Source organism: Siminovitchia fortis (assembly GCF_007681465.1).
GTDB lineage: Bacteria > Bacillota > Bacilli > Bacillales > Bacillaceae_C > Siminovitchia > Siminovitchia fortis.
The window spans coordinates 1-663 of the sequence record NZ_VEKZ01000164.1; the positions used below are offsets into that span (position 1 = coordinate 1).

Below are 663 nucleotides of genomic sequence, written 5' to 3' on the forward strand. Positions count from 1 at the left end.
ATAAAGTGCAAAGTTATGTACGTTTATGTTTCATAACTCTGCACTTTTATTTTGCACTACACATCTCCAGTTCCCCCTCGCTCCATTAGTGTGGCTGCTAAAACTAAATCATCCTCAATATTTTCACTTCTCTCAAACCACTTCTTAATCTCTACAATTGTTTTCTTAATACCTTTATAGCCCAAATTTTTGATAGGAGTATTCTTATAATCTAAAGCGTTATTTTTGATTGCTGTTATAATCACATCCTTTAAATTTGGCATATCCTCTTTTTTCTTAATGGTATAAGACAGATTTTTTGAGACATTGGACCTTTTTCGTTTCTTGCCAATGCCAAATTTTCAAGACTTGTTTTTACCATTCCCCCCTGTTGCTTTGTATCAATCAGGTAGGCAAAACTGTCGTCATATCCATACATTGCCACATAATGACCAGCAAATTGTACCTTATTAGTGAAATAATCCAAGTAATAACTGTCAAGCTTTAAGTCTACTACAACTCCTTGATCTATGTTTTGTCTAACATGTTCCCAAGCCTCCCTTTTTATGTTCTTACTATTTTATTTAGCTGGACCTTTCATGTTTAATTACGTTTAACAGATAACCTGAATCCGTGACGTAGTTTGTTAAAAGCTTGAAAAGCAGGCTGATTTTACCCATTTTC

General features: G+C 33.9%; 2 protein-coding genes. Both read right to left on the reverse strand.

Annotation, left to right across the window (positions count from 1 at the left end; translation table 11 throughout):
* Positions 1-56: 56 nt before the first annotated feature.
* Positions 57-332 (reverse strand): DUF4872 domain-containing protein, encoded by a 276-nt coding sequence (locus FS666_RS20115; RefSeq protein WP_306463617.1) that lies wholly within the window; start codon positions 330-332, stop codon positions 57-59.
* Positions 251-547 carry a BtrH N-terminal domain-containing protein gene (locus FS666_RS20705; RefSeq protein WP_158322990.1) on the reverse strand — a complete coding sequence of 99 codons (297 nt, stop codon included), beginning with the start codon at positions 545-547 and terminating at the stop codon, positions 251-253. Before FS666_RS20705 ends, FS666_RS20115 begins: the two co-directional genes overlap by 82 nt.
* Positions 548-663: the final 116 nt, after the last annotated feature.